This is a genomic window from Rhodococcus sp. IEGM 1409 (genome assembly GCF_030056735.1).
In the GTDB taxonomy this organism is placed as follows: Bacteria; Actinomycetota; Actinomycetes; order Mycobacteriales; family Mycobacteriaceae; genus Rhodococcus_F.
Genome location: NZ_JASHKN010000004.1, coordinates 323979 through 350781, shown reverse-complemented (window position 1 = coordinate 350781; position 26803 = coordinate 323979). Strand labels below are relative to the sequence as shown.

General features: G+C 63.9%; 1 protein-coding gene. It reads left to right on the top strand.

Annotated elements, in window-relative coordinates; translation table 11 throughout:
• Positions 1–135: 135 nt before the first annotated feature.
• The gene (locus tag QM716_RS14225) at positions 136–26694 is read left to right on the top strand and encodes a non-ribosomal peptide synthase/polyketide synthase (RefSeq protein ID WP_283304708.1); all 26559 of its coding nucleotides are present in this window, start codon (positions 136–138) and stop codon (positions 26692–26694) included.
• Positions 26695–26803 lie beyond the last annotated feature (109 nt).

Here is a 26803-nt window from a genome sequence, read left to right as displayed (position 1 = left end):
GCTCTCGCAGGATCGCCACATGGTTTCCACTCGATATCGAGGCGGTGCGATGTTTCTCTTCAATCCCCGAACCACAGTTCCCAGCGCTGATTGTGGCAACGCCGATCGTGGCACCGCTGTGTGGGGGTGGTCGTGATGGATACCGACAAGAGGATCGATCCGCTGACCGGATCACGGAGTCTGCCGGCCGGGGCATTTCCTCTCTCGGCCGTGCAGCGCAGCATGTGGTTCGCGCAGCAACTTCACCCGACGGTCCCGTATTTCATCGCGCAGTACATCGAATTCCACGGCGACCTGGACATGCAACTGCTCAGCCGCGCTGCAGTGGAGGCTGCCCACGAGTTCGAGTCGCCATTTCTGCGGTTGATGTACCCGGATGGGGAACCGTGCCAGATCGTGGACTTCACGATCGATCCGGGCATCGATTACTTCGACTTCCGTGAGCGTGAGAATCCGAGGCTCGCGGCGTCGGAGTGGATGGACAACGACTACGCGACGACGCTCGACTTGACGCGCGATCGTCTTGTCGAAATGACAATCCTCCAAACTGGTGATCGAGATTACTTGTGGTACACCAGAATTCACCACGTTGCTCTCGACGGATACAGTGGAATGACGATCGTCAATCGGATCGCGGCGATCTACACCGCGGCCGTCGAGGGTCGAGGGCCTGCGGTGAACAAGGCGCTCGACGTCACGACACTGTCCGAACTCGACCAGAAGTACCGCGAATCAAGCAGATTCGAAGCCGACCGCGAATACTGGGCCCAGCGCGTGTCCGGCGTCGAACACGGTTCTACGTTGGCCACGCGTGAGGGACCGCCGACTGCACACAGTGAACTCGTCAGCGCCGCGATGTCGGCGAACAGTCTTGCCGCGTTGGACGAGTGGAATTCACGTTCCGGTGCCACTGCGGCTGCGGTGCTGATTTCGGCACTGGCGTGCTATTTGTCCCGCAACACCGGCTATGACGACGTTCTGATCAACCTGCCGGTCTCGGCGAGGACCACAGCCCCGCTGCAACGGTCGGGCGGCATGCTGGTCAACGTCGCCCCACTTCACATTCACGTCGACCCGGACGAAAACGTCGACGATCTGGTCGGGCGGGTCCAACTCGAACTCCTCGGCGCGCTTCGTCATCAACGGTGCAGTCTCGAAGACATCAGGCGCGATGCCGGCTTGGCGGTCGGCGACGCACGTCTGTCCGGTCCGATGATGAATGTGATGCTCTTCCGGCAGGAGATCACGCTGGGATCACTGACCGGCGAGTTCCACATCGTCACGTCGGGGCCGGTCGAAGATCTCTTGGTCAACGTGTACCAGAGCGGCGATCCGGCCCAGACGTTGATCGACTTTCGTGGCAACCCCAATCGTTACGGTCACGACGAACTGGCTGATCACCACCGAGCCTTCACCGAGTTGGTCGCTGAACTGACAGCAGCGCCGACCGGTACACCGATGAGCCGGATTCATCCGGCCAGTGCCGAGGCCGGGGCGCGCAGTGCACAGCGGAGGGAACACGAGCGGTTCTGGGCGAGATACCTGGGGGACGCCGACGAGGGCTCGACTCTGGATCTCGAGCGAATCGACGCCGAATCGGAGCCGACCGGTACGAATCGGCTGAGCGTCCCGCTCGATCCCGCGGTCGCCGAACTCGCACGGTCGGAAGGTGCTTCGCTCTTTGCCGTTGTCCATGCGGCATTTGCCGCATTGTTGTCGAGATCGACCGAGCGCCGTGACGTGTTGATCGGGACGAGGACCGAGCTGGGGACCTTGCCCCTGCGCTGCGAGGTCGATCCGGCAGCGCCGTTCGATGAATTCGTGGGTTCTCTTGCGCAAGAACACGATACGTTGCTGCTCCGATCGGCGACAGGTGTCCCCGAGCTGCCCGCGCTGCATGTCCATCTCAACGACGGATCGCAGGAGACGACGATTGCCGGCCTCGACGTGGCGATCGACGTCCACGCGGACGCCAATGCCCTCGAGGTGGCGTACTCCGCACAGCACTACGCCGAGTCCACGGTCCGCGCCTTCCTCTCGAGACTGGTGTGGGTTCTCGCCGGCGCAGCCGCAGCCCCACAAACGCCGATCGGAGACCTCGATCTCCTCGACGCGTTCGAGCGTGAGTCCTTGGTGCCGGCACGGGGAGGGGTCGCGTCCGACCCGCTGACCCTCCCCGACATCCTCCGCCGCGCCGCGGCTGTGAATCCCGATGCCCCAGCGCTCGTGTTCGGCGATCGTCAGGTGAGCTACCGGGAACTCGACGCCGAGTCGAATACGCTCGCCCGCGAACTGATCGCCCGCGGAGTTGGCCCCGGCACCTATGTCGCCCTGGCATTGTCGAGGTCGATCGAATCCGTGACCGCGACGTGGGCGGTAGCCAAGGCCGGTGGAGCCTTCCTCCCGATCGATCCGCACTACCCCGAGGACCGTATTCGGCACATGCTCACCGATTCGGGAGCTGTTGTCGGAATCAGCGTGGGGGAGCACCATGCAGCGCTCGCCGATTCGGTGGATTGGCTCCTTCTCGACGAATTGAACGCCGACTGCTCGGATGCACCGGTTCACGATGCCGAACGTCGTTCACGCGTGCGCTACGACGATCCGGCGTACCTGATCTACACCTCCGGTTCGACCGGTGTCCCCAAAGGCGTTGTGGTCAGTCACCGCGGGCTGAGCAGCTTCGCCGACGAAGAGCGAGTCCGGTTCGGAGTCGAACCAGGAGATCGCACACTGCATTTCTCCTCGCCGAGCTTCGACGCTTCGGTCCTCGAACTTCTCCTCGCCTTCGGCGGCGCGGCAACGATGGTGATCGCGCCACCCACCGTGTACGGCGGCGACGAACTGGCCCAGGTGATGCGCGTCGGCCGGGTGACACATGCCTTCGTCACCCCGGCCGCGCTGGCAACCGTCGATCCCGCCGGCCTTCCGGATCTGCGGGTGGTCGTGACCGGCGGCGACGCCTGCTCGCCCGCACTGGTCGATCAGTGGTCACACGGGCGCTCGATGTTCAACGCGTACGGACCGACCGAAACCACCGTCGTCGCCGCCCTGACCGGACCGCTGAGCATAGATGTTCCCGTCACCATCGGAAAGCCGATGCGCGGCGCCGCGGCCGTCCTTCTGGACTCGCGGCTTCAACCGGTGCCCATCGGTGTCGCCGGCGAGCTCTACGTGAGCGGTATCGGTCTGGCGCGCGGCTACCACGCGCGTGCCACGATCACGGCCGAACGATTTGTTGCCGACCCCAACGGTGTTGCGGGAGAACGTATGTACCGCACCGGCGACCTGGCGAGGTGGAACGGCGCCGGTGAACTGGAGTACCTCGGCCGTAGCGACTTCCAGATCAAGATCCGCGGTTTCCGCGTCGAACTCGGTGAGATCGACGACGTACTGCGCCGACATCCGAGCGTCGCGCAGGCCGTCACCGCCGGAGTTGCGGGCCCGAGCGGGGAAACACTGTTGGCGGCGTACGTCACGGCGGCTGCGGGCACACACATCGACAACTCCGAGTTGATCGCCCACGCCGGATCCTCGTTGGCAGCCCACATGGTTCCGTCGCGGATCGTCGTACTCGATTCCATTCCACTGACTCCGGCAGGAAAGATCGACAGGAAGGCGTTGCCGGACATCGATTCAGCGGGCGGCTCGGCCGAATACCGTGCACCCGAGACCTCGACCGAGAAGCGAATTTCGGCGGTGTTCTGCGATCTGCTCGGCATCACCCGGGCGGGAGCAGACGACAGTTTCTTCGACCTCGGTGGTGACTCGCTGATCGCAACGCGCGTCGTGTCGCGGGTCAACGGAGCGCTCGGGACGACGCTCAGCGTTCTCGACCTCTTCGAGGCACCGACTGTCTCCGCTCTGGCTGCACGCGCCGACCTGGCGGACTCGCGAAATACGCGAGCGCCTGCACTGACGCGTATCGATCGCCCCGATCGGATACCGGTTTCTCTGGCGCAGCAGCGAATGTGGCTGACCAATCAACTCGATCCGAACTCACCCGCGTACAACATTCCGATCGCGGTGAGGATGACAGGCGATCTCGACGTCGATGCCCTGTTCGCCGCCCTGCGAGACGTGATCGTTCGACATGAGGTCTTGCGGACCGTTTTGCCCGAGAGTGCTCGCGGTCCGGTACAGCACGTTCTCGGTGTGGACGAGATGTTCGATCACCTTGAGGTGGAAACTGTGCCGGCGGCAGCGGCTGCGGTGCGGGCGAGCGAACTGGCGCGCGTGGGATTCGACGTCAGCGAATCGGTGCCGATCCGCGCGACTCTGCTCGAGGTGAACGAACGCGAGCACACCTTGGTCCTCGTCGTGCACCACATTGCAGCGGACGGCCTGTCGATGGCGCCGCTGGCCCGTGACGTGATGGTCGCGTACGCCTCGAGGGCGAGCGGACGCGTACCGGCGTGGCTGCCACTCGAAGTGCAGTACGGCGATTTCAGCGAATGGCAACGCGGAGCGCTCGGCGAAGCGTCCGACCCGGATTCGATCCTCGCCGAGCAGTTGCGGTTCTGGTCGCACACGCTCACCGAACGCGGCGAGCTTGCGGAATTACCGATGGATCATCCGCGGCCGGCAGGTGTCTCGCTAAGCGGTCACGATCTCGATTTCCGCATCGACTCCGCGACGTACCGCCGGGTCGGCGAGATCGCGGCGCGCAGCGATGTCAGCGTCTTCATGGTGATCCACGCCGCGCTGGCCGTCCTGCTCAGCCGAGAATGTGGAGCGAACGACATCACGGTCGGCACCCCGGTGGCCGGACGTAGCGAGCGCGCCCTCGACGAGGTCGTCGGAATGTTCGTCAACACCGTGGTGCTGAGGACGGTTCTCGACGGGGGGCTCACCTTCGGCGAAGTTCTCACCCGAGTGCGCGACGTCGACGTGGCGGCCTTGCAGCACACCGAAGTGCCGTACGACGTACTCGTCGAATCCCTCGCGGACAACCAGGCGCCGCTGTTCCAGGTCATGCTGGTGATGCAGGGCGCCGCTCCCACCGAGGTCACCTTACCCGAGCTCGACGTCACCGTTCACGAACTCTCCACGGGCGCAGCAAAGTTCGACCTTCAGATCATTCTCACCGACCGCGGCGACCATCTCGACGGCCAGTTGAACTACGCAAGCCAACTGTTCGACTCGGACACCATGTCGGGCCTCGCCGATCGCTTCACGATGCTCCTCGACGCGGTAGCTGCCCACCCTGAATCCGTCGTCGGCGACGTGGACCTCACAGCCCCGGGCGAGGCGGAACTGGTCCTCGCGCGTTGGAATGCCACCGAGCGCGCCGTACCGATCACCACCCTGGCCGATCTGTCGGCGGAGCAGGCAGCCCGGACACCCGAGAGGGCCGCGCTGATCTTCGGTGAGCGAACACTGACGTATGCGGAGTTCGACGCGAGGGTGAGCGAACTTGCCAGAACCCTCATCGGCCGAGGAGTCGGCCCGGACATGCGCGTCGCGGTGTCGATTCGCCGATCACCCGAACTGCTCGTCGCCGTCCACGCCGTGATCCGTGCCGGTGCGGCATATGTCCCGGTGGACCCCGACCATCCTGCCGAGCGCATCGCCTACGTCTTCGACGTCGCGGAACCGATCTGCGTGCTGAGCCGACCCCAGGACCGCGGCGCTCTTCCCGCAGAAGTGCCGATCGTCGACGTCGATGTCGATCATCCGGTGTCCACGACGGCGCCGATTACGGACGCTGATCGGGTCGGGCCCCTCCGTCCGGACAATGCTGCATATGTGATCTTCACGTCGGGATCGACCGGTCGACCGAAAGGTGTTGCAGTATCCCACCGTTCGATCGTCAATCGCCTTCTGTGGATGCAGGACGCGTACCCACTTCACGCGTCGGACGTGGTGCTGCACAAGACTCCGGTGACGTTCGACGTCTCGGTGTGGGAACTCTTCTGGCCCCTGCAGACCGGCGCGCAGTTGTTGATCGTGGAACCGGCGGGTCACCGTGATCCTGGATACCTGTCGTCGTTGATCGCCGAAAAGGGTGTCACGACGGCGCACTTCGTACCGTCGATGCTCGCGGAATTCGTCGCCGTCGCGACTCCCGAGCAGTGCGCGAGCTTGCGTCAGGTGTTCTGCAGCGGTGAAGCTCTTCCACCCACCACAGCGGAGGCGTTCACTCGTCTGAGTCCTGCGGGGTTGTTCAACCTGTACGGACCCACCGAAGCGGCCGTCGACGTGAGCGCCGCCGAATTCACCCCCGACATGACCGTCACAGTTCCGATCGGTGCGCCCGTCTGGAACACGCAGCTCTACGTACTCGACGGACGGCTGCACCCCGTCCCGGTCGGTGTACACGGTGAGCTGTACCTGGCGGGAGTGCAATTGGCGCGCGGATACCTGGGGCGCAGTGACCTCACTGCCGACAGATTCGTTGCAGATCCGTACGGCCCGGCGGGCACACGAATGTACCGAACCGGCGATGTCGTCCGATGGCGCGCCGACGGGCTACTCGACTACGTCGGCCGACGCGATTTTCAGGTCAAGATTCGCGGCCAGCGCATCGAACTCGCCGAGGTCGAAGCAGCGTTGCTGAGGCTCACAGGTGTCGCGCAAGCTGCTGCTCTCGTCCATCACGACAACGTGGTCGGTGACAGCCTCGTCGGCTACGTCATCGCCGAAGCAGCGAATTCGATCGACACGGACGGCTTGCGCACCGAGTTGAGAGGACTCCTCCCGGCCTACATGGTTCCGGCAGTGGTCATCGACCTCGACGTGTTCCCGCTCGGCTCGACCGGCAAGCTCGATCGGAAGGCCCTGCCCGCGCCCAGCTTCGACAGCTCGCAGACGTATCTGGCGCCGCGAACGCCGGTCGAAGCCCAGCTGGCGTCGATCTTCGAGGAGCTCCTGGAATCCGGTGCCGTCGGTGTTCACGACAATTTCTTCGAGATCGGCGGAAACAGTCTCGTCGCTGCCCGCGCCGTGGCGCGAGTGAACGATTCGCTGTCGCTGAACTTGTCGATCAGAGAGTTGTTCGACGCCCCGACCGTTGCGCAGTTGGCGGTCGAGTGCGCCACGGCGCGAGGGGGACCGGCCGTCGTTCCGCTCGAGGCGTTGCCGAGGCCACAGTCGATTCCGCTCTCGCTGGCACAGAAGCGCATGTGGTTTGTCAATCAATTCGACGTCACGTCCGCGGCATACAACGTCGCCATAGCGATCAGGCTCAGAGGCCGGTTGGACGTTGCCGCATTGGAGAGCGCGATCACCGACGTACTCGCTCGACACGAATCGCTGCGCACGCTGTTTCCCATGATCGAGGGAGTGCCGGCGCAGGTGATCGTGGAACCTGGTGAAGCGTTGGGCACGATGCCGATTGTCGTCGCGGACGCCGAAGCGGCACTCACGGAGATCGAGCGCGTCACCTCGACGGGCTTCGACGTGACGCAGGCTCCGCCGATCAGGGCCGAACTGATCGAGGTCGACGCCGAAGATCACGTCCTGACCGTCGTCGTCCATCACATCTGTGCCGACGGATTCTCGATGGCACCGTTGGCCTTCGACGTGATGAGCGCGTATTCGGCCAGACATCGAGGTGAGGCCCCTGAGTGGGTTCCGCTCCCCGTCCAGTACGCGGACTTCGCGATCTGGCAGGAACGGGCGCTCGGCCGGATCGACGAACCGGACAGTACGCTCTCCGGTCAGCTCGAGTACTGGACACGTCAGCTGGCAAGTGTGCCCGAGCTTCTTGCGCTTCCTGCAGATCGTCCGCGGCCGCGTGTGCAGGATCTCTCGGGCGGCGTCGTCCGGTTCGACATCGATGCCGGCATCCACCGTCGTCTGAGCGAAGCCGCGATCGAACATCGAAGCAGTATGTTCATGGCGATTCACGCCGCCTACGCAGCGCTCTTGGCCAGATTGTCCGGCATGGAAGACATAACGATCGGCTCACCGATCGCCGGGCGCGGAAATGCCCTGCTCGATCCGATGGTCGGCATGTTCGTCGGAACTTTGGTCCTGCGCGCCGACGTGGACCCCGCAGCCTCGTTCACCGATCTCCTGGCCAGGGTTCGCAGCACCGACCTCGACGCCTTTGCTCACGCAGACGTCCCCTTCGAGCGCGTCGTCGATGCGCTGGCTCCGGAGCGGTCGACGTCGCATTCACCGCTGTTCCAGGTGATGCTCGAGTTCAAGAACACCACTCGACCAGTCGTTCGTCTGACGGATCTCGACGTCGAAGTCCTCGAACTCGAATCGTCCGTCTCGAATTTCGACCTGCAACTCACTCTTGCCGAGACTTTCGACGAGGACGGTCAGCCGGCGGGAATCGGGGCCGGGTTCACCTACGCGAGTGCGCTTTTCGACGAGGAGACCGTCGACGGTTTTGCTCGGTATCTGATTCGGATTCTGGATGCCGTGACGGAATCGCCACACACACCGGTCGGCGACATCGATCTCGTGAGCGACCTCGACACGATTCGCACCGTCGCACCGGAACTTCCCGAGCAGGTTCACTTCTCGACGTTACTCGAGCGGATGTACATTGGCGAACCGCAGAGAACCGCGCTGGTTTTCGGCGACCGACATCTGACGTACTCCGAACTCGACCGCAGCGCCAACCGGCTTGCGAGACTGTTGATCAGCCGCGGGGCCGGCCCGGAATCCGTTGTCGCCCTGGCATTGCCGCGCTCACTGGAATCCGTGGTGGCGATCTGGGCGGTTGCTCGGACCGGCGCCGCGTTCGTACCCGTCGACCCGGCCTATCCCGTCGATCGTGTACACCACATGATCAACGACTCGGGATCGGGCGTCGTCCTCACCACTGCCGAGCATGCCGGTGTCGTCCCGAACGAGGCGGACGCGATTCTGCTCGATCAGGCCGAGATCCTCGCGACCCTCGAACAGATCGGTGATCACCGGATAGAGGCTTCGGAACTGCTGGGAACTGCGTCGCACGACAATCCGGCCTATGTCATCTACACCTCCGGTTCCACCGGCGTCCCCAAAGGTGTCATGGTCACTCACCGTGGGCTTTCGGCGCTCGCCGAGCAGGAGCGCAGTCGCTTCGGAGTCGAGTCGACTTCCCGCACGCTGCATTTCAGCTCACCGAGCTTCGATGCCTCGATTCTCGAACTTTTGATGGCGGTCGGTGCCGGGGCCACGATGGTCATCGCTCCACCGAGCATCATCGGCGGAACCGAACTGACGAGCCTGATCGCCGATCAGCACATCACGCACGCCTTCATCACCCCAGCCGCTCTTGCCACAGTTGATCCGAGCGGACTGGACGAGTTGGTCTGCATCGGAACTGGCGGCGACGTCTGCCCGCCCGATCTCGTGGCTGCCTGGGTCAGTGATCACCGGATCATGATCAATGCCTACGGGCCGACCGAATCGACAGTCGTAGCCAGCATCACCGAGCCGATGTCACCGACCGATCGGGTAACCATCGGACGGCCGTCGACAGGCATCACCGCGTGGGTTCTCGACAATCGCCTACACCGCGTCCCGGTCGGAGTGACGGGGGAGTTGTACGTCAGCGGCGACGGACTCGCCCGCGGCTACCGCAATCGCGCGGGCACCACCGCCGAACGGTTCGTACCCAATCCCGCGGGCGATGCGGGCACGCGGATGTACCGCACCGGCGACCTCGCCCGGTGGAACAAGAACGGAGAACTCGAATACCAGGGCCGCGGGGATTTCCAGGTCAAGATTCGCGGATTCCGCATCGAACTCGGCGAGATCGAGGCAGTTCTCGCTCGCTATCCCGGCGTCGCACATTCCGTGGTGACGACGCACGAACGTGACGGCGGCGCCGCACGGATCGTCGGATACGTCGTGCCTGCCAGCGACGCTCAGACTGTGGATCCCGAGGCCGTCATTGCGTTCGCGGGTTCGGCTCTGGCCCCGTACATGGTTCCCGCAGTGGTGGTAGTCCTCGACGAACTTCCGATGACTGCCAACGGAAAGCTCGACCGCCGAGCCCTGCCGGTTCCCGACTTCCGGGTAACCCAGGCACGCTCGCGGGCTGCCGAATCCGATACCGAGCGCACGCTGGCCGCCCTGTTCGTCGATGTCCTGGGCGTCGAATCGGTGGGCGTCGACGACTCGTTCTTCTCGATGGGCGGCGATTCGATCATGTCGATTCAGCTTGTCGCCCGCGCCCGCGACGCGGGACTCGTGTTCACCCCGCGGGACGTCTTCGAGGTGAAATCGGTCGCCGGTCTTGCGGTATTGCTGGCGTCGACCAAGGACGACGAACCCGAGGTGCTCGAGGAACTTCCCGGAGGCGGCGTCGGCCACGTGCCCTTGTTGCCGGTAGCGCAGTGGTGGCTCGACCGGCTCGGCGCCGACCACCAAGGGCTCGATTCGTTCTCTCAGGCCACCCTTCTCAATGCGCCGCAAGGACTCCACAGTGTGGAGCAGTTGACCGCAGCGCTTCAAGTCGTACTCGATCGTCACGACATCCTTCGGGCTCGCCTCGAGCTCGGTGACGAGCGCAGGCTCGTCGTCGACGAGCCTGGATCTGTTGCAGCCGAGGACATCTGCCAGGTACTCGAGGTGGAGGCCGAGCCGGGCACCGCAGTGTTCGACGCGGCGATCGTCGACGCCTTGGGCGGTGCACGCCGAGAACTCGACCCCAGCCGGGGTGTGATGGTCCGTGTCGTCTGGTTGGCCGGCGTGCGCAACACCGGCCGGTTGCTCCTGGTGATCCACCACCTCTCGGTCGACGGTGTCTCCTGGCGCCTCCTCGTGCCGGAACTTGCGTCGGCGTTCCACCGCATCGATGCAGGCGAGAAACCGGAGCCTTCGTACTCGGGCACGTCGGTTCGTCGTTGGTCGTACGCGCTCCGAGACATCGCGCCCGGCCGAAGAGTCGAATTGCCCAGGTGGCGTTCGATACTCGAAGGTGCCGACCCCCTGATCGGAACCCGCCCACTGGACCCGCGACTCGACACGTTCGACTCGGTCGGCCGAGTCGTCGCCGATGTACCCGTCGAACTGTCCGAAACAGTCCTGACAACGCTTCCGGCGCTCTTCGGTGGATCCGTCAACGACGGCCTCGTTGCTGCCCTCGCACTGGCATTGACGCAGTGGAGGCAGGCACAGGGCATACGAACCGACAACGTGCTCGTCTCGATGGAGGGCCACGGACGCGAAGCTCACGTGGTCCCCGGCGCGGATGTGCTGCACACCGTCGGCTGGTTCACGAGCGTCTTCCCGATGCGGATCGACCTCGCCGACATCGACATCGCGAACGTGATGAGCAGCGGCCCCGAGACCGCGGTGGTGCTCAAGCGCGTCAAGGAAGAGCTACTGGGTGTTCCGGACAGCGGTATCGGGTACGGAGTTCTGCGTTACCTCGACGAGGTAGGTCGAGCGGCACTCGAAGACCTCCGCCAACCGCAGATCTCGTTCAACTATCTGGGGCGTTTTTCCGGCACCGAAGCAGGAGAGGCGCTGGGGGACTGGGCACTGGCCCGTGACGTCGATCTGGAAGCGGCAGCTCAGTCCGACATGCCCGTGGGTTCGGTTCTGGACGTCAATGTCGTCACCACCGAAATCTCGGGTGCACCGCACATCGGCGCCACTATCGCCTATCCCACCGCCGTGCTGGCGGACGGTGATGTGCGCGCCATCGCAGAACTCTGGGTGCAGGCGTTGCGCGCTCTGGCCACGTACGCCGAGCAGAGCGAACGCGGTGGACTCACACCGTCGGACATCGACCTGATCGACCTGGACCAGGAGTCCATCGATCGCCTCGAGCTCGAGTTCCCGACGCTGACCGACGTCTGGTCCCTCTCACCGCTGCAATCCGGACTGCTGTTCCATGCCCGCTACGCAGAACACACCGTGGACGCGTACACCGTCCAACTTGCACTCGAACTCGACGGCGTCGACGCGTCCCGGTTGCACCGTGCCGCACAGGCGCTGCTCGACAGACACGAGAACCTACGCGCTGCGTTCACGACCGACACCGGTGGGCGATCGGTACAGGTGATCAGCTCCGCCGTGGATGTGCCGTGGACCGAGATCGATATTTCCCCGTTGGCACCCACCGAACAGGCGACCGAGATACGCGAACTCCTCCATGCGGATCGGGTGCGCGGCTTCGACATGGACACACCGCCCCTACTGCGGTTCCTGCTTCTGCGAACCGGTGACGACGCGTATCGCTTGATCCTGACCAACCACCACATCCTCCTCGACGGATGGTCGATGCCGCTGCTGGTCCGCGATCTACTCACCCTCTACGCAACGGACAGTGATCACAGCGCCATCCCGCGCGTGCATCCGTACCGGGATTATCTGAGCTGGATCAGCACTCGCGACGAGAGCGTGTCGATCGAGGCCTGGGACGAAGCACTTCGCGGACTCGACGATCCGACACTGCTCACCGGAACCCACGTAGTCGACGAGGACGGTGCAACCTCACGCTCGACCACCACGGCGCTCGGAGAACGTGAGACGGAACTCCTGCGCGGATTCGTCCGCTCCCGCGGTCTGACGACAGCGTCCCTGATCCAAGTGGCCTGGGGAATCGTGCTCGCCGAACTCCTCGGCCGCGACGACGTAGTCTTCGGCGGAACCGTCTCCGGACGCCCGCCGCAGGTTCCCGGCGTCGAGTCGATGGTGGGCCTGTTCATCAACACCGTCCCCGTGCGAGTTCGCCTCGACCCGCGAGAGTCCCTGGCAGCACTGTGCGTTCGTGTCCAAACCGAGCAGGCACGGTTGTCCGATCACCACCATGTGGGTCTTTCCCACATCACATCGGCAGTGGGAGGTGCTGCATCATTCGACACCCTGACAGTCTTCGAGTCGTATCCCGTCGACCGCGGTGGACTCTCGTCCGGCACGGACATCGCCGGAATGCACGTCCTCGACGTCCACGATGCCGAGGATGCGGCGCACTATCCGCTCGCGATCGTCGCTTCCGCGGCAGACGGACGCTTGCGGCTCAAGTTCGAGTATTTCCCGGGAGTCCTGGGCGATCACGACATCGACGCGATCGCGGACCGGCTGCTCCGCACCCTCGAACTGATCACCGCACAACCGGATCTTCCGCTGGCAAAACTGCGTCTGATGCCGGATTCGCAAGTGCAGCAATTGGTTCCCGCGCGAGGAAAGCAAGGACGCTCGGTCAGAACACTCGATCGCATCTTCGTGGACACGGCGAGCAGATTCCCCGAACGGATCGCACTGTCCTGTGGTGACAGAAAGATGACCTACCGGGAACTGGACGAGGCCTCGAATCAGTGGGCACGCGTGCTGATCTCCGAAGGTGCCGGCCCGGACTCACGGGTGGCGATCTGTGTGGAACGTTCCTTCGACTCCGTGGCAGCGGTCTGGGCGATCACCAAGACCGGCGGCGCCTTCGTGCCGATCGATCCGCGCTACCCGAGTGACCGGATCTCGTTCATGCTCGAAGATTCGGCATCCGCGCTGGGAATGACCACGGCGGCACACGCACCGCGCGGCGGCGGCGCGACGAAGTGGCTCGAACTCGACGACCCGACGAGCATCGCTCGGCTCGCCGGAGTGTCCACGGCACCGCTCCGCGAGGACGAGCGCCGCGGAACCACACGGCTGGAGAACACCGCCTACCTCATCTACACCTCGGGCTCCACCGGCCGACCCAAGGGTGTTGTCGTCACCCATACCGGCCTCGAGAACTTCGCCGACGAGCAGCGCCATCGCTACGGTCTCACGGAGAATTCGCGCGCACTGCACTTCGCCTCACCGAGCTTCGATGCGTCCGTTCTCGAATATCTGCTCGCTTTTGCCGTCGGCGGCGAACTGGTCGTAGCTCCGACCACCGTCTACGGAGGAACCGAACTTGCCGACGTTCTCCGGGAAGGACACGTCACCCACGCGTTCATCACGCCCGCAGCTCTGACATCGGTGGATCCCGAGGGAATCGACGAACTGACCACCATCACGGTCGGCGGCGAAGCGCCCTCGGCAGACCTGGTGCGCACCTGGGCTCCGGGAAGATCATTCGTCAACGTCTACGGTCCCACCGAAACCACCATCTCCTGCAATCTCAGTGACCCCATTCCAGCCGGCGACAAGGTCCATCTCGGGCCACCGAACCGAGGATTCAGTGAAGTTGTCCTCGATCGCAGACTCCAACCGGTGTCTGTCGGTGTTCCCGGGGAACTGTACGTGGCCGGAGTCGGACTCGCGCGTGGCTATCACGGGCGTTCACCGCTGACGAGCGAAAGATTTGTCGCCAACCCCTACGGCGAGCCGGGGGAGCGGATGTACCGCACCGGCGACGTCGTGCGCTGGCGTAGTGATCGCACCATCGAGTACCTCGGACGCAGCGACTTCCAGGTCAAGATCCGCGGTTTCCGCATCGAACTCGGCGAGGTCGACACCGCATTGGGCCAACTACCAGGCGTGGAGTATGCGGTCACGCTGGCGGTGCGCGGACCGTCGGAGGAGCAGGCTCTGGCGGCGTACGTCGTCTGCGACGACGAACACCCCGTGACCGCCGAGGACATCCGCGCAGCGGCACGAAAGGTACTGCCGGCACACATGGTGCCCGCGAGCGTCGTCGTGCTCGACGAACTGCCACTCACCGGCGTCGGCAAGGTCGATCGGGCTGCTCTCCCGAAGCCTCGCTTCGACACCGATGCCGAAACGTTCACGGCACCGACTACCGAGCTGGAACGACTGGTGGCGGGTGTCTTCGAGGACGTGCTCGGAGTGACTCCGATCGGCATCGACACTCACTTCTTCGACGTCGGCGGAAACTCACTGACCGCGACGCGCGTCATCGCCCGCGTCAACGCTCTTCTCGGCACCGACATCGGCGTTCGAGGATTGTTCGAGTCTCCGACAGTTCGGCAGCTGTCGCGCCTGGCCGAGAGCGTCGGCCGCGGCGAACACCCCAGACCACCGTTGACGCGACGGTCTCGCCCGGACCCACTGCCCGTGTCGCTGGCGCAGAAGCGGATGTGGTTCCTCAACCAGTTCGACGTGACGTCACCGGCCTACAACGTTCCCCTGGCAGTGCGGCTGGACGGCGATCTGGACTTCGCCGCATTGCAGGACGCCGTAGCGGACGTACTGGGCCGCCACGAAAGCTTGCGGACGAAGTTTCCCTCGATCGACGGGCAACCGGTACAGCAAGTTGTCTCCGCCGAGGCGGTCATGCCGATCCTGGAACCGGAGATCGTCGCTGCTGCACAAGTTTCCGATCGAATTCTCGAATTGGCCTCGGAAGGGTTCGACGCCTCGGTCGATGTCCCGATCCGCTGCGCAGTCCTTCGCGTGGACGGAGACGCACGCAGGCACGTGCTCGTCATCGTCGTCCACCACATCGTCGCCGACGGGTTCTCGATGAACCCCCTGGCAGTGGACGTGGCAGCGGCATATGCGGCCCGCAGCGCCGGCAGCGCGCCGAACTGGTCGGAACTGGCCGTGCAGTACGGCGACTTCGCTATGTGGCAGCACGAGGTACTCGGCTCCGAAGAAGATCCGGACTCTGCCCTGACCCGACAGCTCGATTACTGGAAGGACCGTCTCGCGGGACTGGGTGAGCCGATCGCGCTGCCGACGTCGTTCCCACGTCCGGCGAAGCCCTCCATGGCGGGCTCGGTCCACAGGTTCGCTGTCTCACCGAAGATCCATCGAGCGCTGACCGACCTGGCACGCGAGCACGGCAGCACCATGTTCATGGTCATGCACGCAGGACTGGCGGTACTTGCAGCGCGTCTGGCCGGAAGCGAGGACATCGCCATCGGTACACCCGTCGCCGGCCGCGGAGAGGCCGAACTCGATCACCTGGTCGGAATGTTCGTCAACACTCTTGTGCTGCGAACACAGATCACGCCCGACTCGTCGTTCGAGGACGTACTCGCCCAGGTTCGTGAAGGCGATCTCGGTGCGTTCCAACACGCCGACCTGCCCTTCGAAAGGTTGGTCGACGCACTCGACCCGGAACGCTCGACGTCACACACTCCGTTGTTCCAGATACTCATCGAGTTCCGCAACAACGCACTACCGCAACTTGAACTGCCGGGGCTGTCGGTCTCGGGAGTCGAGTTCGACCTTCCTGTCGCCAAGTTCGATCTCCAACTCGCGGTCACCGAACATTACGGCGCGGACGGAAATTCGGATGGTATCGACGCCGAATTCATCTATGCCACAGACCTGTTCGACGGTGAAATGATCGAATCGTTCTCACACAGGCTGATCACCCTTCTCGATGCGGTTTCCCGAGACCCGTCGACTCCTACCGGCGACATCGACGTCGTCGGCGCCGACGAGCGTCGACAGATGCTGACCGAGTGGAACACTCACGCCGAACCGGCTGCGGCCGACAACATCGCGGACCGTTTCTTCGAGGCTGTTGCAGCACATCCGTCGTCGACCGCGGTCAACGACAGCGACGGCGCAATGACATACGCCGAACTGGACGGGCGCGCGAACCGCCTGGCGCGGATTCTGATCAGCCGCGGTATCGGTCCGGAATCCGTGGTGGCCGTTGCGATGCCCAGAACGACCGATCTCGTGCTCGCTCTCGTCGCCGTCATCAAGACCGGAGCGGCATACCTGCCGGTAGACATCACCTATCCGGCCGAGCGCATGCGATTCCTCTTCGACGACGCGCGGCCGGTATGCCTGGTCACGACCGGAGGCTTCCGAAACGATCTGCCTTCGGAGATCATCGAATCCGGCATCGACATCGTCGAACTCGGATCTCCGGAGATCGCCGTACGCCTCGATCACTCCGCGCCACATCGCATCACCGACGCAGACCGGACGACACCCCTTCTGCCCGACGCGGTCGCGTACGTCATCTACACGTCCGGATCCACCGGGCGCCCCAAAGGTGTCCAGGTCAGCCACCGAAACGTCATGACTCTGATGGACAACACGTCTCCGACGTTCGGGTTCGACGACACGGACGTGTGGACGATGTTCCACTCGTACGCATTCGACTTCTCCGTCTGGGAACTGTGGGGTCCGCTGCTGCACGGTGGCCGGTTGGTCGTCGTCGACTACTACACAACCAGATCGCCGGACATGTTCCACGAACTGCTCCGCCGCGAGCGAGTGACGGTGCTGAACCAAACACCCACCGCCTTCTACCAACTCGCCGAAGCCGACCGCGCGTACACACCGAACGGCACGGAACCCGACCTTGCCCTGCGTTACGTCGTCTTCGGTGGAGAAGCGCTCGATCTCGGGCAATTGCGCAAGTGGTACGACCGGCGCACCGACACGGCGCCGACGCTGGTCAACATGTACGGGATCACCGAAACGACAGTGCACGTCAGTCGAATCGGGCTCGACCGCAACGACAGTGAGCACGCATCGGCGAGCATCATCGGGCGAGCGGTACCAGGATTGTCCGTCTACGTACTCGATCGGCGACTGAACCTGGTACCACCAGGCGTGGTCGGCGAAATGTACGTCGCCGGTGACCAGGTGACTCGGGGATACCTCGGGAAACCCGCATTGACTTCGGTGCGGTTCCTTCCCGATCCATTCGGTAGTTCGGGGGATCGAATGTATCGGAGCGGGGACCTGGCGAGGTGGAACGACGCGGGGCAGTTGGAGTACGTGGGCCGTAGTGATTTCCAGGTGAAGGTGCGTGGTTTCCGCATCGAACTCGGAGAGATCGAAGCCGCAATGCTCCGCTGCCCCGGCGTCGCGGCCTCAGTGGCGCTCGTACGTACCGACGGAGCCTCACCGCGGATCGTCGGGTACGTAGTTGCCGAAACAGGCAGTGCCGTCGATTCCGCGACGGTTACCGACTTCGTCTCCGCTGAACTCGCGGAGTACATGGTGCCCACCGCTATCGTCGTCCTCGAATCACTTCCACTGACCGTCAACGGAAAGCTCGACCGACGCAGCCTCCCGGCACCGGACTTCGCCGTGATCGGAACAACGGAGACGACGCGGGCACCAGCCACCGCTACCGAGGCGGTCCTCGCGGACCTGTTCGCGGAAGTGCTGGGGCGGGGCAGTATCGGAGTGGACGATTCCTTCTTCGGCCTCGGCGGCGATTCGATCATGTCGATCCAACTCGTCTCACGGGCGAAGTCCGCAGGCCTCATCTTCACTCCGCGGGACGTCTTCGAAGCGAAGACGGTTGCCGGACTCACCAAGGTCCTCCTCGTCGAATCAGCGGAAGCTGCACCGGTTCTCACGGAGCTACCGGGCGGGGGAGTCGGCACCCTACCGCTCACTCCGATTATGGAGTGGCTCGTCGAACGCAGTCGCGGTGACCTGAGCATGATCCGCAGTTACAGCCAGAGTGCCCTGATCGCACTGCCCGCGGATGTCTCCGGCCCCGCGCTGGAGCGCGCACTGCAAACGATCCTCGATCGCCACGACGTACTGCGGGCGCGTCTGGACACCGCGACTCACCAACTCGAGATCCGCGAACCCGGCAGCGTCGCCGCCTCCGATGTCCTGCGCCGAACCTCCATCGTGTCCACCAGTGGCGAAGATTTCCTGCGCGCCGCAGAAGCCGCGATGCAGGACGCGTCCAGCCGTCTCGCTCCCGAGCACGGAAAGATGATCAGCGCAGTCTGGTTGGATCCCGTCAGCGCGAACGGCAACCAGGCCGAGGCCGGCCGGTTGCTCCTGGTCCTTCATCACCTCGCGGTCGACGGTGTGTCCTGGCGAATGCTCGTCCCCGGCTTGGTCACCGCATACGCCTCGGCGTTCGACGGCGAATCGCCGATGCTTCCGCCCGGCGGAACGTCGATACGGCGTTGGGCGACCGCCCTTGCCGAGACCGCCGCGGATCGACGCGACGAGGTCCAATTGTGGTCGAGGATGCGGGCCGACGAGCCACTGCTCGGGACACGCGTGCTCGACCCTGCCGTAGACATCGGTTCAACTGTCGACCGCGTCAGCGTCGACGTTCCGACCTCGGTGACCGAGAACATCATCTCGACGGTGCCTCGACATTTCGGGGGCTCGGTGAACGACGGGTTGCTCGCAGCTCTCGCGATTGCCGTCACCGCCTGGCGTCGATCGCGCGGACAGCGCAGCGGGGAAGTGCTTCTCAACCTCGAAGGGCACGGCCGCGAGGAGAACGCAGCACCGGGTGCCGACCTCTCGCGCACGGTCGGCTGGTTCACCACCTTGTTCCCGGTGCGGATCGACCTGACCGGGCTCAACGTCGTCGATGCGCTGTCCGGTGGAACAACCGCGGCCTCGGCGGTGAAGCTCGTCAAGGAAACGTTGCTCGACATTCCGGACAACGGAATCGGTTTCGGCATGCTGAAGTACCTCGATCGAAACGAAGAACTGCGGAAGCTGCCTACGCCGCAGATCTCGTTCAACTACCTCGGACGTTTTGCCGGCTCGGATCCCGAGCACGGCGAAGTGCCGTGGCTGCCGATCTCCGAAGTGACCCTCGACGAAGCGCACAGCGGAGAGCTTGCTGCCGCGTCGGTACTCGACATCAACGCCGTCACCACCGACACCGCACACGGTCCGATCCTGCGCGCTACCTGGTCCTTCCCCCGCGGCATTCTCAGCGAGGCTGAAGTCACCGAACTGGCGGAGCTCTGGGCCCGTGCACTCGGCGCGCTGAGTTCGTACGTCGACGAACACTCCGAGCGTGAGCTCACGCCCACCGATCTCGATCTCGTCACCGCGGATCAACAGAGCATCGAACAGCTCGAGCGCAGATTCCCCGACCTGACCGACATCTGGTCACTGTCACCTCTGCAATCGGGCATGCTCTTCCACGCCCAGTTCGACGAAACGGAAATCGATCCGTACATGGTGCAACTGACCCTCGAACTCGGGGGACGGGTGGAGGCGCCGCGATTGCGCCATGCCGCGCAGGCCTTGGTTGATCGTCATCCGAGCCTGCGTGCGGGATTTGTCTCCGCGCCGGGAGGTCGGGCGCTGCAAGTGATCCGGTCCGGAGTCGAGATCAGCTGGACCGAAATCGACTTGTCCGGGGCCGAAGACAGCGAACTCGCGTTCGCTCAGCTGCTCGAGAGTGATCGCGCTGAGCGTTTCGACATGGAAACAGCCCCACTGATCCGGTTCATGCTCGTGCGAATCGGACCGGACGCGGCACGCTTCGTCGTGACGAACCATCACATCCTGCTCGACGGCTGGTCCACCCCGCTGTTGCTTCGAGACCTGCTGACTCTCTACGCAACTGACGGCGACCCCGAGATTCTGCCCAGAGTTCAGTCGTATCGCGACTACCTCACCTGGATCTCGAAGCAGGAACCCGAAACTTCGCTTCGGGCGTGGCAGGAAGCGCTACGAGGCGTCGATACATCCACCCACCTATCGCAAGCGGGCACCGCCGCCGAAACCGTGGCTAGTGACATTCACTCGTACTCACTGCCGACCGAACGAGCCGAGACTCTTCGGGCATTCGCGCGAAGCCGCGGTCTGACCATGGCGACCTTGGTCCAGGTGGCCTGGGGAATCGTGCTCGCCGAACTCCTCGGCCGCGACGACGTCGTCTTCGGCGGAACCGTGTCAGGACGCCCACCCCAGGTGTCAGGCGTGGAATCGATAGTCGGCCTGTTCATCAACACCGTCCCCGTGCGAGTCCGCCTCGACGCCCGAGAAACCCTCGCGGAACTGGCCATTCGCATCCAATCCGAGCAAGCGTCACTGCTCGACCACCACCACATCGGCCTGTCGGACATCGCGGGAGCCGTCGGCGCCGCAGGATCCTTCGACACACTGACGGTGTTCGAGTCGTACCCCGTCGACGAGGCAGCCCTGACCGCCGAGACCGACATCGCGGGAATGCACGTTCTCGGCATCGACGGACGCGACTCGGCGCACTACCCGATCGCCGTGGTCGCTTCGGAAAGTCACACGCTCAACTTGAAGATGGAGTACTTGCCCACACACTTTTCGGCCCGCGAAGTCGCGAAGATCACCGAGCGCGTGGGCATCGTCCTCGAACATCTGGCCTCGGCACCGGATCAGCCGCTGGCCCGTCTGCAGGTTCTCACGGAGTTCGAAAGCCGCGATCTTGCGCCGGTCTTCGGATCCCCGGGTCGCTCCGCTCGAACCCTCCCGGAGATACTCGCCGACGTTTCCGCCACATATCCCGACCGCATCGCGCTCTCGGCCGGTGGCCGCTCCATGACCTACGCCGAACTCGACCGGCGCTCGAACCAGTTGGCCAGAGCCATGATCCGCCGCGGCGCCGGACCCGAAACGTCGGTTGCCATCGGCATCGAACGGTCCATCGAATCGGTTCTCGCGGTCTGGGCGGTCGCCAAGACCGGCGCAGCTTTTGTCCCCGTCGACCCCACCTATCCGGCCGACCGAATCGAACACATGCTCAGCGATTCCGAAGTGCTGTTCGGGTTGACCGTCATCGACGCCATCGAGACACTGCCGCCGATCGTGTCCTGGCTGGTGCTCGGAGAAGAAGCCTTCGACGATGACGTCGCCACCAGTTGCACCCTGCCGATCGCCCAGGACGAACGGCCCGCACCGGTGGTCATGGACAACGCCGCCTACGTGGTCTACACCTCGGGATCCACCGGACGACCCAAGGGAGTAGTGGTCACCCACACAGGACTCGACAGTTTCGCGCTCGATCAGCAACGTCGATTCCACGCCGATCACCACTCTCGGACCCTGCACTTCGCCACCCCCAGCTTCGACGGAGCCATCTTCGAGTACCTGCAAGCATTCGGTGTCGGAGCAACCATGGTGATCGTCCCGACCGACATCTACGGCGGAGCCGAACTGGCAAGTCTGATCCGCCGCGAACACGTCACCCATGCGTTCGTCACCACGGCGGCACTCGCTACCGTCGACCCGGCCGGCCTGGACGAATTCCGGCACGTCGTCGTCGGGGGAGAGGCTCTACCACCGCACCTCGTCGGTCTGTGGGCTCCTGGACGAGAATTCGTCAACGCCTACGGCCCGACCGAGACAACCGTCATGGCAGACATCAGCGAACCCATGACGGTGGGCGCACCCATCACTATCGGTGGCCCGATCCGCGGTGTGCACGAGATGATCCTCGATTCGCGCCTGCAACCGGTACCCGTCGGAGCTCCCGGTGAGCTGTACATCGCCGGTATCGGCCTGGCTCGCGGATACCACCGGCGTCCCGGCCTGACCAGTGAGCGATTTGTCGCCGACCCCTTCGGCAAGCCAGGTGACCGGATGTACCGCACCGGGGACATCGCCTCCTGGCGAAGCGATCACACCATCGAATACGTAGGGCGCAGCGACTTCCAGGTCAAGATTCGCGGATTCCGTATCGAACTCGGCGAGGTGGACGCCCAGATCACCGCAATGGCGACTGTCACGAACTGCGTGACCCTCGGCGTCGACGGACCGGCCGGAGCAACTGTCCTCGCGTCCTACCTCACTGTCGGGGAAGGATCGACGCTGACAGGTACAGAGATCACCGCGCACCTTGCCGGACGTGTTCCGTCGCACATGGTTCCGGCGAGCATCATGATCGTCGACGAGCTCCCTCGCACCGCGGTCGGCAAGCTCGATCGACAGGCGTTGCCGACCCCGGAGTTCACCGGGACCGCTGTGGAATTCCGGGCCCCCGGTACCAGCCTCGAACGCCGGATAGCCGATGCTTTCATCGATGTACTCGGCGTCGAGCGAGTAGGCATGGACGACAACTTCTTCGAACTCGGCGGCAACTCGCTGATCGCCACTCGCGTCGTCTCGCGGCTCAACTCCGCCCTGAACATCGACGTCGGGGTACGCGTGTTGTTCGAAGCACCGACGACCGCCCAGCTCGCCGAGCGGCTTTCCAACGCTGTCACTGCCGTCGGCACCGTGCCGCTCACTCCCATGGAGCGCGACGGCAACGTCCCGCTCTCGTTGGCGCAGAAGCGCATGTGGTTCCTGAACCAATTCGACACACGCTCAGCTGCGTACAACATCCCACTGGCTGTTCGCCTTACCGGTGACCTCGACGTCACCGCCATGCAACAGGCGATCGCCGACGTCGTCGAGCGGCACGAAACCCTGCGGACGGTGTTTCCCGCAGTCGGCGGCGATCCGATTCAGAATGTGCTCACCGCCGACGAGGCAATACCACCAGTCCGTGAAATGACATTGGGGGAGCACGAACTCGCAGAGCGCATGCAACGACTCGCCACCACCGGCTTCGACGTGTCAGTCGACTTGCCGCTGCGCGTGGCACTCTTCCGACTCGACGCCGACGAACCCGTTCACATTCTGTTTGTCGTCGTCCACCACATCTGCGCCGACGGTTCGTCGATGGCGCCGCTCGCACGTGACGTGATGGCGGCCTATCTGGCGCGTACGGCCGGGACCGAGCCCACGTGGGCACCACTCGAAGTGCAGTACGCGGACTTCACGTTGTGGCAGCATCAGGTCCTCGGATCGGAAGACGATCCGGAATCTGTCATCAGCCGTCAATTGCACTACTGGAGTGAGCAACTCGCCGGACTCGACGATGTCATCGCTCTGCCCACAGACCACCCGCGGCCCGTGCAACAGACCTTCCACGGTGACCGATTCACCTTCGACATCGACGCGAACACCCACCGCGCGCTCGCGGACCTGTCCAGGTCCCACGGTGTCACGATGTTCATGGCACTGCACGGCGCACTGGCCGTGCTGATGTCGAAGCTGTCCGGCGCAGACGAGGTCACCATCGGCACACCGATCGCCGGCCGCGGTCAGGCAGCGCTCGACCACCTCGTCGGGATGTTCGTCAACACGCTGGTCCTGCGAACCAGCGTCGATCCCGACATCACGTTTGCCGAACTGGTGGAACACATCCGCGAAATCGATCTGGCCGCATTCCAGAACTCTGATCTACCTTTCGAACGGCTCGTCGACGTGATCAACCCGACGAGATCCACGTCGTACTCACCGCTGTTCCAAGTAGCGCTCGAACTTCAGAACAACGAACCCGCACACTTCCACCTACCCGGCCTCGACATCGACGGACTGACCGTGGAAACCAAATTCGCGAAGGAAGACCTCGAACTGATCGTCGACGAGAAGTTCGACGAGTCCGGCGCCCCTGCCGGGATGTCCGCCGCCTTCGACTTCGCGACGGATCTCTTCGAACCCGGCACCATTCGGCGGTTTGCCGACCGACTTCGCCTGATCCTCGACGCCGTCGGACGTGAACCTGCAACACGTATCGCCGACATCGGCATCCTCGCCGCCGACGAAACAGCAGCCCTGGTGCCGGCATCCGGTGCAGCCGCAACTCGCGCGCGGGTGTGGCCGGAGATCCTCGCCGAAGCAGTCGCCTCGAACCCGGATGCCCCAGCCCTCTCGAGTCGCGAGAGGTCGATGACCTACCGCGAACTCGACGAGGAATCGACGAAGCTGGCGCGAGCGCTGTGCCGGCGAGGTGTCGGACCCGAAGATTTTGTGGCCTTGGGTCTGCCGCGGTCCGCCGCGGAGATCGTCGCCATCTGGGCGGTCACGAAGACCGGGGCGGCATTCTTGCCCGTCGACCCGAATTATCCCGACGACCGCATCAACCACATGCTCGACGATTCACGGGCCGTACTCGGCATCACCGACGACGCTCACCGCAGTCAACTTCCCGACACGGTCGAGTGGATGGTCCTCGATGAAGCGGAGACCGTCGAGGAGATCGACGGCCAGAGCGTCGCCGCGATCACCGATCGTGACCGTGCGATCCCTCTGCATCACGGGCATCCCGCGTACCTGATCTACACGTCGGGTTCGACCGGGAAGCCGAAGGGCGTCATCGTCACCCACCTCGGGTTGTCCAACCTCAACGCCGAAGAACATCAGAGATTCAACGTCCAGCCCTACTCGCGGATCTCGCACCTGGCATCACCGAGCTTCGACGCCTCGGTCTTCGAACTCATGATGGCGTTCGGCAGCGGAGCCTGCTTGGTCGTCATCCCACCCACGGTCTTCGGCGGATCCGAGTTGGCCGACATCTTTGCCGAAGAACACGTCTCACACGCGTTCATCACGCCGACCGCGCTCAGCTCCATCGAAAGCTCCGCGCTGCCCGAACTCCGCGTGCTCGCAGTCGGTGGCGAAGCCTGCCCACCCGAACTCGTGGACATCTGGGGTCGAGACCGTCGCATGTTCAACGGATACGGACCTACTGAATCCACGATCCAGGCCAGCGTCAGTGAACCCATGCGGCCGGGCAAGGAAATCAACATCGGTCGTCCGGCCATCGGCTTTGCCGGCCTGGTCCTCGACGGGCACCTCAAGCCCGTACCAGTAGGAGTCATCGGGGAGCTGTACGTGACCGGCCCCGGACTCGCCCGCGGCTACCACAATCGTCCCGACCTCACCGCCGACCGATTTGTCGCCGATCCGTTCGGTGAACCAGGCCAGCGGATGTACCGCACGGGCGACCTGGTGCGCTGGCGCTCCGACAGCACCCTCGAATACCTGGGCCGCAGCGATTTCCAGATCAAGGTCCGCGGATTCCGCATCGAGCTCGGCGAAATCGACTCTGTCCTGATGGCACACCCCTCCGTCTACTTCGCCGCGACTCTCGGGCACGAAGCGCCGTCGGGGGAGACGATGATCGCCTCCTACATCCAGCCCGTGGACGGACAGACCGTCGACGACTGGGAGCTCCGACGCCACCTGTCTTCTCGCCTGCCCGCGCACATGGTTCCCGGCGCGATCGTTGTCGTCGACCGAATTCCGGTGACACCGGTCGGCAAGCTGGACCGCAAAGCACTGCCGACGCCGAGCTTCGAGCGTCGTACGGTCCCATACGCACCGCCGACCAATGGCACCGAACGAACTGTGGTCGACGTCTTCGAGACCGTGCTCGGTCATGAGCACATCGGCGTCGACGACGACTTCTTCGAACTGGGTGGAACGTCGATCGTGGCGACTCGAATCACCATCGAACTCGAGAAGCGTCTCGGGCTACGAGTGCCGTTGCAGGCACTGTTCCTGGATCCGACGCCTGCCGGTGTCGCACGGGCGGCCGACGGAATGGACGCACACTCGCCGGACGACTCGTCGGATCTGCTCGCCCCGATGATCACGCTGCGCGCCGGATCCGATCGTGCACCACTGTTCTTCGTCCATCCGGGTATCGGATTGTCCTGGGGTTATGCGGAATTCGTCAAACATCTCGAGCTGGATCAACCCGTATACGGTCTTCAGCTACCGTCACTGAGCGGCGGGCCCAGCTTCGACTCGCTGACCGAACTCGCCGACGACTACGCGAATCGCATTGCAGCCGTGACATCGACCGGCCCGATCCATCTGGCCGGCTGGTCGCTCGGCGGTGTCATCGCACACGCCGTGGCGCACAGTCTCACTCGGAGCGGACGTGACGTAACGCTGTCGATCCTCGACAGTTATCCGTCGTCGGATTCCGATCAGCCCGCAGAACTCTCGGTCTCCGAACTACTGGCGGGGCTCGCGATGCCTGCGGGATCCAAGACAGTCGAGACTTTCGAAGAAGCGGCGAAATTGCTGGAGCGGACCCTGGGGGCCGGGATCGGCATCGAAGCGGAGCATCTAGCGCGGATCAGTCGCGGTTACTCCCACTCCGTCGAGTTGACGAATCAGCACCAACCGCCTGTTCACGCTGGAGACATCGAGTTCTTCGTAGCCGGAAGATCTACCGAAAACGGACACGATGTGGCCGAATGGCGCCATTTTGTGGCCGGAGACATCCGCGTCGTCGAAGTCGACTGCGAACACAACCAGATGATCGAACCGGTACCGGCAATGACCATAGCTGTACGATTGCGAGAAGTTATCGCTCAGTGGGGTGTCTAAACCAGGTTCGACATGGGTATGAGTGAAACATACAGGGTGATGGATCTCGCATGGGTCCGGACGAGGGGAAAACGTTGAATCTACGAACCAAACGCGTGTTTACCGGATC